Source organism: Methylobacterium sp. ARG-1 (assembly GCF_001262595.1).
Lineage (GTDB): Bacteria > Pseudomonadota > Alphaproteobacteria > Rhizobiales > Beijerinckiaceae > Methylobacterium > Methylobacterium brachiatum.
Window position 1 is genome coordinate 82,595 of sequence record NZ_LHCD01000040.1, and the last position, 8,167, is coordinate 90,761.

An 8,167-nucleotide genomic window follows, 5' to 3' on the forward strand; every position below is an offset into this window, starting at 1 on the left:
CATTCCGGACCCCATCAATCCCGCTGGCACATGATACGTTCCACGCGGCGATGATTTACAGATAAGCTTCAGGATTTCAGAAGCCGAGCACGTTTGGTTCCAAAAAATCTTCCTCTAATATCTGACGAATAAATGCGAACCCGGCAAAGACCAGCCGCACGATGCCTGAAACCTCCAGGCGGCCGCCCCTCGGTCGCCCGAGCCGGCGGCCGCCAAACCCGACTGGCCTCAGCCGGCGCCGTATCCGCCCTTGCGGTTGTCCGGCTGGGGAACGGGCGGCCGGGTGTCGTAGCCGCCGCTTTCCGGGGCCGCATCGCCCGATGCCTCGGCCTCGGGATGGCCCGGCGCATGCGGGCCGCTTCCCCCGGCGCCAGCGTCGGGCGTCTTCACCGCACGCGCCGGTCGAGCCGGCGGCACGGTTCCCAAGGCTTCGCGCGCCGCGTCGACATCCTGTCCCATGTGATCCTCCCGGGTGATCCGTGGAGGGCCAAGACTGAAGGGCCGAGGCATGTTCCCGCGGCTTGGGCGCTGAGCGGCCGGTTCGGGCGCCGAACGCGGCTCAGCGCTGAGAGCTGCTGCGCGCGATCGCGCGACCGAGGCTCATGAGCAGCACATCGGCGGCGGCGCGAACCTCGGCCGGCGTGTCGCCGTCGAGCGTGCGCTTCAGCGCGATGGCCAGGTCGGCGGCCCGCTCCAGGGCATCGGCCGGCGCCGACAGGTCGCTCAAGACGTAACGCTCGCTGCCCTGATGCATCTCGGTGATGTCGATGATGATGCCGCGGGACCGGACCGGACGCCCGTTCGCATCCTGGAACATGCGTCCGCGGCTGAGCAGCCACCGCACGGTTCCGTCCGGCGCGATTACCCGGTACTCGGCGACCGCCAGGCCGCCGGTCTTCGAGGCCTGCTGAACATGATCGAGCAGCCAGGCATGGTCGGCCGGATGGACGGTGCCGATAGCGGTCGAGCCGTCGAGCTCGGTCTCCGCCAGCGCGGGATCGCCGGTCAGCAAGCGCGCCGCGCCGGCATCGTAGACCACGACGTGACGGACGATGTCCCAATCCCAGACACCGACCACACATGACGCTTCGAGCGCAGCGCGGAGCCGGTCGAGCGGTTCACTGAAGCCGTCGATCGCGTTGACCGGCGTCTTCGAGCGCTGTCCCATCGTGTCGATCCCGCCGAGCTCTACCAGGACGATTTGGTGCGCAACCGTACCATTTCATCCCGGAATCTGTCGAAAATTTCATGATCGGATCGGGGTGCATTCCCGCCGCAGGCCGGTTGGAACGGCAGGACCCCGCTGTGTCTCCCGCACAACCGGTCCCGAGCCGGGTTGAACCGATCATGTGTGACGAACCCAAACCGTCGGGCGCGGCGAGCCGGAGCCCATCGCCGGGGAGCCCGCTGAGCGAGATCGCGCATGCGCTGGGCGTCCCGGTCTCCAGCTTCTTCGTATCGGACGCGGCGGTGCCGATCGAGGGCGACCTGCCGGATGTCGCGGCCCTCCTCGACTTGGTACGGGCCTACCTGCTGCGGGTTGGCCCGGAGACGCGCGCGCGCTTCGTCGCTCGTGTTGCGGCGATGGCCGAGGATTCGCCCCGGTAATCCGCCCCCGCGGCGGACGGGCGCGGCGCCTCCGATCACACGCGTCGGGCGTTCAGGGGCGGGCCCATCATGTCGCGCCGAACGATCTCGATCGACCAGGCCCAGAGCAGGTGACCGAACACCTCAGAGAACGCCTCATGGCCGGAGATCTGCCACAGAGGCGGGGCCCAGCCGCCGAGCGGCAACAGGAGGCCGTGGAACAGGACGGTGATGACCAACCCGAAGGCCATACCCTGTCCCAAGGTCACGAGCGGGAAAGTCAGGGCGGCCAGGCAGTAGAGCAGGCCGAAGAAGACCGAGAACCCCTGGTGCATCAGCGCGACACCGTAATTGAGGACGTGCCCGGTGAACGTATAGGTCATGGCCTCGACGTTCAGGCCGAGCCATTTGAGGATGGCGAAGGGCGGCGAGAGACGCCCGGCCTCCCGGGGCGGGAACGGAATCTCGGAGCCCCATTTGACGAAGCTCGACAGGTTTCCGCCCAGGAACCCGGCGGCCAGGGCCGTCTTGTAATCGCAACGTGGAACCACGGTCGCGTTGACGCGCATGACAGACCCCCGCCCCGACGGCTTTTGGATTTCTTATCGTCCGAGCGTCATCCCGCCGACCCGGGCGAGCCGGCTTGTGCCGCCTGAGGGACCGCGTTCGGCGGGCCCTGCTAACAAGAGAAACTTTCCGATCCCAACGCGAGAGCCGTTGATTTTTCGGCGTTTTAGGCTCGTACGAACCGGGATATCACAACACATGTTCGATCCACTTCCGGGATCGACGAAATAAATATTGGCGGTGCGCAACACGCCTCGCAGAATATTGCGAGAGCCCGTGACTTCGGCTGCGATCATGTACGCGCCGCGCGATCTGGTGTCTCGGCGGGCGCGGGCGCGTGCCCTCAGGGTCGCGTGCGGGCCTGGGACGCGGCGATCTGCATGAGTTCGGCCATGCTGCCGACGCCGAGCTTGGACCGCAGGGTCGCGGTGGCGTTCACGACACTGCGGTAATTGAGGGTCAGGATCTCAGCGATCTCGTCGTAGGGCTTGCCCTTCCCGATCAGCACCAGGATCTGCATCTCCCGGCTGCTCAAATTCGCCAGCGGCAGGTCGTGCGCGCCGGCATTCAGCATCGCGATCTCGATGGCGATGTCATGGGGCAGGTAGGAGCGGCCGTTGGCGACCGCCTCCAGCGCCTCGAGGAAGGAAGCGGCGGGCGTATCCTTGAGGACGAAGCCCAGGGCCCCGCATTCCAGGACCCGCGCGACGATGACCGGGTCCCGGTGCATACTCAGCGCGAGGATGCGCGCCTCCGGCTCGAGCGCGCGGATCCGGCGGATCAGCGAGAGGCCGGACAGGCCGTCGTCCCGGAAGCTCAGGTCGGTTACCACCACGCCCGGCCGGTGACGGTGGAACGTGCGGTAGGCGGCGACGATGTCCCGGGCCTCGTGGACGCGCGCGATCCCGGCTTCCTCGGCCAGGAGCCGGAAGCCCTGAAGCACGATCGGGTGGTCGTCGACGATCAGGAGGTCCCGGGCTCGGACGGACCGCGCGGGCTGGGCCGGGCCCGGCGCGGCGAGGCGCTGCGCGGCGCTCACGGCGCCTCTCCCGGCCCGAGCCCGGGGGCGAACCGGTCGGCGAGCAGGGCCAGGGCGGCGGCACGGTCGATGCCGCGGGCGCGGGTGTTGAAGTAGTGCTGGCACATTTCCCCGTAGAGGCTCTTGTGGCGGCCGCGCCGGGCCGCCACCGCGCTGAACCCGGTGAGCAGCAACGCGAAGCGCTCGGTCTTGCCGATCTCGGCGAGCATCTGCCCGAGCTGGGCCGTGCGGTTGGCGATCATGCGCGGATCCTCGATGAAGACAGTCCTGGCTTCCGCCAGGGCGTCCTGCAGCGCCCGCACGGAGTCGGAGCCCGCCGGCACCGGGTGCCCGGCCTCCCGGCCGGCGAGCCAGCGCGCCGGGTCGGTCCCGTCGGTGGGCGACAGCCAGGCCGGCAAGTCGCTCTCGGCGGTGCGGGCCACCACGGACTGCCCCTCCCCCGATTCAGCTTCCGGGGGGCCGTCGCAGGCGGCGAGCGCGAGGCCGGCGACCATCAGGCTGGCGAGCGCCCCCCTCACCGGTCGGCCTCCCCCGGGGCCGGCCAATCCGCCGCCACGGTGCGCGGACCCTCGGCCACCGGGATCCGGCCGGTCTCCTTCAGGGCCGCGAGGTCGATCACGGACACGTCGTCGGAGAACCAGTTGGCCACGTAGGCGCGGCCGCCCAGGATCGCCACGCCCTCGGGATAGCGGCCGACCGGCACCGTGGCGACGACCGTAAGCGCCTCGGCATCCACGATCGAGACGGTTCCGGCATGCTGGTTGGTGACGACCACACGCCGGCCGTCCGGGCCGATGGCGACGCCGTAGGGGCTCGCCCCGACCGGTACCGTCGCGGCGGGGTTGAGCGCGCCGGCATCGATCACGGTGAGATCGTTGCTCCGGACATTGGCGACGTAGACCCGGTCGCGGACCGGATCGTAGGCCAGGGCGAAGGGCCCGTCGCCGACCGGGATTCCCGCGATCCGCGCCATCCGGGCTGTGTCGACCACGCCGACGCTCCGGTTCTCGCGCTCGGCCACGTAGAGCCGCCCGTTCACGCCGACGGCGAGCCCGGCCGGGTCGCGGCCGACCGCGACTTCGGCCTCGACCGCGCCGGTCTCCGCCGAGAGGCGCAGCACCCGGTTGCCGGACCAGTCGCCGACATAGAGAGCGCGCCCGTCCGGGTCGGCCGCGAGCCCGAAGGGCTGGCCGGGGACCGGCCAGCGCCGCATCGCCCCATCGGGTGCGATCACCGTGATCGCGCGGCCATCGGGGTGGCTGAGATAGAGCCGCCCGCCGGGACCGGCCGCGACGACTGCCGGGGACGGGGCCGCCGCCAGCGCGGCGCCAAGCTCTGCGACTCGCGCGCCGTCCGGCCGCTCGATCCGGGTGACGCGGGCGCCCTGCTGGCTCGCGACCCAGACGGAGCCCGCCGCCGCCGGCCCGGCGGCGAGCGCGAGACTCACGACCCCGATAAGGCGCCGCGAAAACCTCATCGCTGCGGCCCGCTTTCCAGCTTCGCCTTCAGGCCCTTGAGGCCCTCGGCGAAGTAGCGGTTCATCGCCTCCTTGCCGGCCGCGTCGCTCAGGTTCTCGGGCGGCTCGTTGCCGGTGTCGCCCCGGTAGAACCGGCCCATCCACTCGACCTTGGCCCCATTGCCTTCCGGCGTCACCGTGAGCGTCGCCGAGTAGGACGAGACCGGCAGGGCATCGAGATCCGGGTCGGACATCCGGTACGAGTAGGTCCGCTCGGCCCCCTTCCACTCGTCGAGGCCCTCGACCAGGGTGCCGCCGCGCTTGAGCGTGACCTTGCGGACGGCGCCCGCCCCGTCGCCCCCTTTGGCCTCGACCTTGGCGACATCCGGATGCCAGGCGCCGATGCCCCCGAACGGCCCGACCACCTTCCAGACCGCGTCCGGCGTCGCCTGGATGGTGATGGTCTGGTCGACCTTCTGGGGCGTCGGGCCGTGGGCCAGGGCGGTGCCGGCGGCGAACAGGATGGCGAGGGTGGTGAGGACGCGACGCATGATCAGGCTTTCCGGGAACGCAAACGGTGGGTGGGGGTGAACCGGGTGATGCGGGGGGGCCAGCCCGCGCAGCGGCCCCGCCAGCAGGACGCCGAGCACGAGGGCGAGCGCCAGGGCGCCCAGCGCGGGGCGCGGGTCGATCCGGCCCGGCAGCGGGCGCGGCGTCGCGGCCTCGATCAGGGGCCGGTCGAGCCGGCCCGGCCCGTCGAGATGCGCGTAGGCGAGGCCGGTGACTGCGGCGAGCTGCTTGAGATGGCCCTCGCGCACCGACGAGAGATGCTCGCTGCCCTGGGCGGCGGCGGCGCCGAACGGAGCGTTGCGCGGGTTGTAGCCGGCGCGGGATTCGGCATCGGCCGGCGGCGGCCCGAACCGGTTCTCCTGCTGCACGTCGGTCTCGGCGTAGAAGCCGCTCTCGCGGCCGCGATCGTCGAATTTCGGGATCGGCGACAGGCCGTAGGCGCCGGCCCCCACGATCAGGCCCCGGACCGCCCCCGGCCTGCCCTCGAAGGGCGGCACCTGGCCGGCGGGGAGCGGCGGCGTCTCCTGGCCGTCGGTGACGAAGAGCAGGTCCGTGCCGAGCCCCGCCGCCATCTCGATGGCCCGGTACAGGCCGGCGCTGATGCGGCTGTCGCCCTCCCAGGCCATCCGCCAGTCCAGCGCCGCCAGGGCACCGTCGAGCGGCGCGAAATCGGCGCAGACCTCCACGGGCTCGAACAGCAGGAACGGCTTCCGCTCGGTGAACAGCGCCAATGCGACGCGCGAGCCGCAGGGCAGGTCCGCCACCAGCCGGCGCAGGGCCGCCTTGGCGGTCTCCAGCCGGCTCGCCGGACGGCCGTCGGCCGCGTAGTCGCGCACGTTCATCGAGCCGGTGATGTCCACCACCGCCAGCACCGCGACCCCCGCGCGGGTCACCGGCAGGGCCGGCACCACCAGGGCGGCAATGACCAGCACGAGCGCCAGGGCGAGCGCCTGGAAGCGGCGGCCGCGCAGATTGCGCGCGAGCGGGAGGCCGCCGAGAACGGTTTGCCGGCTCATGGGCCACCTCGGGGCTGCCCGGGGATGTCGGTCCAGATCTGCTTCGGCTCGGCGCGCATCTCGTCGCCGCCGGCGCGGTCGAAGTCCGGGAAGTCGCGGATCAGCCGCGAGGCGACGTCGAGGTTGAACTTCGCGTCCCAGAAATCCGGCCGGTCCCGCAACGCCCGGCGGTAATCCTGGCGCGCCAGGGTCACCTGGGGGCCGGCCTTGTCGATGGCGCCGCGGGTCAGGAGTCCGAAGGCGTCCCGCATCCGGGCGTTGGCGATGCGGTAGCGTGCATGGGACGCGGCATCGGCTGCACCGGCCCGGTCGAGGGCGGCGACCAGCGGCTCGGTCTCCTCCAGCCGCCCGTGGCCGGCGAGGTAGCCGATCCGCGCCAGCAGGAGCGGCGTCGGCGCCCCGATTCCCACGTCGAAATCCGTGCCGGCCTCGAGCGTCGCGATACCCCGGTTGGCCGCATCCGTCCGCCAGGCGGACACGCCGAAGCCCAGGGCAGCGAGGCCGAGCAACACCGGAAGGGCAAGGAGCAGCCGCGGCCGAAGCCGGCCCCAGAGGCGGCGAACGGCGTCACGCATGGCGGGACAGGGCACGGAGGCCCGCTTGCGTGCTGGCTACCGTATTCACACGTCGGCTTGCGCAGGCCGCGACATGCCCCCTCTCCCGTGCGGGAGAGGGTTGGGGTGAGGGACCAGGGTCTTCCGGCGAGGTCGCACCCCTCACCCTGTCCCTCTCCCGCACGGGAGAGGGGACCGGCGCCTCGCTCGGATACGTGCGCACTCTCCTCTCCCTTGCGGGGCGGAGTTGGTTCAGGAGGCACCAAGGCGCCCCATCCGGCACCGCCCCCATTCCTGGTCCCTGCCCGCAAGGGAGAGGGGAAAGGCTCGTTCCTTCAGTCCCTCGGCTCCAGAGCCGTCGGTGCAAAGCGGCCCGGCGCGTCTCTGATGAAATGACGCCCGCTTGCGGTAGGCCGCCGCACAAAGTCTCTCGGCTCCCGGATCGGGTCATGCCGCCCTCCTGAGATCCGGATTCATCCGCTGCTCCCGCGACACGCGCGACCGAGTGCCAACGGCAAGGAGATCCGCCTCTGCGAGCGCCGCCAGGACGAGCAGAAAGAGCCCGAGCCCGGCCAGCCCGTAGGCGAAGCCGGTCAGGTCGCGGCGGGGGCGCGGTTCGGTATAGGGGATCGGGTTGCGCTCCAGGGCGGCGATCTGCGCGATCGCGTCGGCGACCGCCTGCGGGCCCTCGGCCTCGAAGGCCCGGTAGGGTACGCCGAGGCCCTTGAAGAACAGGTCGAGGTGCCGCTCGGGGGCGGCCTGGGGGGTGTCCTCCCCGGCCGGCCTGTCCTGGATCGAGGGCGAGCCCTTGGTGCGCAGGAACAGCCAGTAGAGGTTCGGGTGCAGCTTGGCGAAGGCGGCGCGCAGGGAATCCTGCACCCGCGGGTCGATCACCGCGGCCCCGTCCGAGATGAACAGCAGGACCCGGGAGCCGCTGCTCTCCGGGGCGAATTGCGACAGCGCCATCCCGAGGCCGCGGGCGACGTTGGTGTAGTCGAGCCCCGGCCGATCGATCGCCGCGATGGCGGCGCGCACGGCCGCGTGCCGGTCGGTCATCGGCATGACCAGCATCGGCGCGGTGGAAAAGGCCGTGACCGAAAACAGATCGTGCGCCCGGGCGCCGACGAAATCGGCCAGCAGGCGCCGGGAGGCGGCGGCCTTCGATTCCTCCGCCCCCGAGGGCTGCCGGCCCGCGAAGGTCTCGTTCATGCTGCCGGACCGGTCGATCAGCATCGCGATCTGGGCGCCGACGCCGATGCGGGTCACCGGCGCACCGGCGCCGTAGGGGCCGGCGAGCGCCACCACCAGGCCACTGACCGCGAGCACACCCGCGCCCCGCAACAGCCGGGTGATCCAGCGCGAGGCCGCATCGGCGGGC

The 8,167-nt window shown here is 71.4% G+C and carries 10 protein-coding genes and 1 pseudogene; 1 reads left to right on the forward strand and 10 read right to left on the reverse strand.

The window, feature by feature from the left end; translation table 11 throughout:
• Nucleotides 1-228 precede the first annotated feature (228 nt).
• Complete coding sequence (locus AKJ13_RS26245) at nucleotides 229-459, reverse strand: hypothetical protein (RefSeq protein ID WP_050735950.1); 231 nt, start codon at nucleotides 457-459, stop codon at nucleotides 229-231.
• A gap of 100 nt (nucleotides 460-559) precedes the next feature.
• Complete coding sequence (locus tag AKJ13_RS26250; RefSeq protein ID WP_050735951.1) at nucleotides 560-1,168, reverse strand: PAS domain-containing protein; 609 nt, start codon at nucleotides 1,166-1,168, stop codon at nucleotides 560-562.
• A 179-nt stretch (nucleotides 1,169-1,347) separates the two neighbouring features.
• On the opposite strand from AKJ13_RS26250, the gene AKJ13_RS26255 reads away from it, so the two are divergent.
• Nucleotides 1,348-1,608, forward strand: coding sequence for a hypothetical protein (locus AKJ13_RS26255; protein WP_050735952.1), 261 nt, complete (start codon nucleotides 1,348-1,350; stop codon nucleotides 1,606-1,608).
• Between the two features lie 35 nt (nucleotides 1,609-1,643).
• Here the strand turns inward: AKJ13_RS26255 and AKJ13_RS26260 are convergent, their stop codons facing one another.
• The 8 genes and pseudogenes from AKJ13_RS26260 to AKJ13_RS26290 all read right to left on the reverse strand — a co-directional run.
• Nucleotides 1,644-2,156, reverse strand: coding sequence for a DUF1440 domain-containing protein (locus tag AKJ13_RS26260; protein ID WP_050735953.1), 513 nt, complete (start codon nucleotides 2,154-2,156; stop codon nucleotides 1,644-1,646).
• Nucleotides 2,157-2,497: 341 nt separating this feature from the next.
• Entirely contained in the window at nucleotides 2,498-3,121 is a 624-nt protein-coding gene (locus AKJ13_RS26265) for a response regulator transcription factor (RefSeq protein WP_050735973.1), read from the reverse strand.
• 68 nt (nucleotides 3,122-3,189) lie between these two features.
• Nucleotides 3,190-3,711, reverse strand: a complete 522-nt coding sequence (locus AKJ13_RS26270) for a hypothetical protein (protein WP_064774675.1) — start codon at nucleotides 3,709-3,711, stop codon at nucleotides 3,190-3,192.
• Nucleotides 3,708-4,670, reverse strand: a complete 963-nt coding sequence (locus tag AKJ13_RS26275; protein WP_050735955.1) for a YncE family protein — start codon at nucleotides 4,668-4,670, stop codon at nucleotides 3,708-3,710. The genes AKJ13_RS26270 and AKJ13_RS26275 overlap by 4 nt, the downstream gene beginning before the upstream one ends.
• Nucleotides 4,667-5,200: an SRPBCC family protein gene (locus AKJ13_RS30880; protein ID WP_082317140.1), complete on the reverse strand. Its 534-nt coding sequence runs from the start codon at nucleotides 5,198-5,200 to the stop codon at nucleotides 4,667-4,669. The genes AKJ13_RS26275 and AKJ13_RS30880 overlap by 4 nt, the downstream gene beginning before the upstream one ends.
• 66 nt (nucleotides 5,201-5,266) lie before the next feature.
• Nucleotides 5,267-6,235 (reverse strand): annotated as a pseudogene (locus AKJ13_RS26280) (vWA domain-containing protein); the annotation flags it as partial.
• Nucleotides 6,232-6,810: a hypothetical protein gene (locus AKJ13_RS26285; RefSeq protein ID WP_050735956.1), complete on the reverse strand. Its 579-nt coding sequence runs from the start codon at nucleotides 6,808-6,810 to the stop codon at nucleotides 6,232-6,234. The gene AKJ13_RS26285 and the pseudogene AKJ13_RS26280, both read right to left, overlap by 4 nt.
• Before the next feature lie 426 nt (nucleotides 6,811-7,236).
• On the reverse strand, nucleotides 7,237-8,167 hold a 931-nt coding region (locus AKJ13_RS26290; protein ID WP_050735957.1), incomplete at its 5' end, for a vWA domain-containing protein.

Coding starts and splice junctions, on each gene's coding strand:
- AKJ13_RS30880 (WP_082317140.1), bottom strand. CDS start 5,200: ATGCGTCGCGTCCTCACCACCCTCGCCATCCTGTTCGCCGCCGGCACC.
- AKJ13_RS26245 (WP_050735950.1), bottom strand. CDS start 459: ATGGGACAGGATGTCGACGCGGCGCGCGAAGCCTTGGGAACCGTGCCG.
- AKJ13_RS26250 (WP_050735951.1), bottom strand. CDS start 1,168: ATGGGACAGCGCTCGAAGACGCCGGTCAACGCGATCGACGGCTTCAGT.
- AKJ13_RS26275 (WP_050735955.1), bottom strand. CDS start 4,670: ATGAGGTTTTCGCGGCGCCTTATCGGGGTCGTGAGTCTCGCGCTCGCC.
- AKJ13_RS26255 (WP_050735952.1), top strand. CDS start 1,348: ATGTGTGACGAACCCAAACCGTCGGGCGCGGCGAGCCGGAGCCCATCG.
- AKJ13_RS26260 (WP_050735953.1), bottom strand. CDS start 2,156: ATGCGCGTCAACGCGACCGTGGTTCCACGTTGCGATTACAAGACGGCC.
- AKJ13_RS26285 (WP_050735956.1), bottom strand. CDS start 6,810: ATGCGTGACGCCGTTCGCCGCCTCTGGGGCCGGCTTCGGCCGCGGCTG.